Genomic DNA, 230 nt, shown 5'->3' on the forward strand with positions numbered 1-230 from the left:
TGGAGCTGACAGATACTAATCGATCGAGGACTTAACCAATTTGAATGTATGCTTACTGTTATCTAGTTTTGAGAGAATTTTTTTGAAAAACTCTTGCTTTTTCTGAAATACATAGTATAATAATACATGTCACTAAAACGTCTGGTGATGATGGCGAAGAGGTCACACCCGTTCCCATGCCGAACACGGAAGTTAAGCTCTTCAGCGCCGATGGTAGTCGGGGGTTTCCC

The 230-nt window shown here is 41.3% G+C and carries 1 rRNA gene; it reads left to right on the top strand.

Annotation, left to right across the window (positions count from 1 at the left end):
- Nucleotides 1-140 precede the first annotated feature (140 nt).
- Nucleotides 141-230, top strand: a 5S ribosomal RNA gene (gene rrf / locus G9F50_RS20400); the annotation flags it as partial.

The organism is Bacillus sp. EKM206B, from assembly GCF_011066015.1.
GTDB lineage: Bacteria > Bacillota > Bacilli > Bacillales > Bacillaceae > Bacillus > Bacillus velezensis.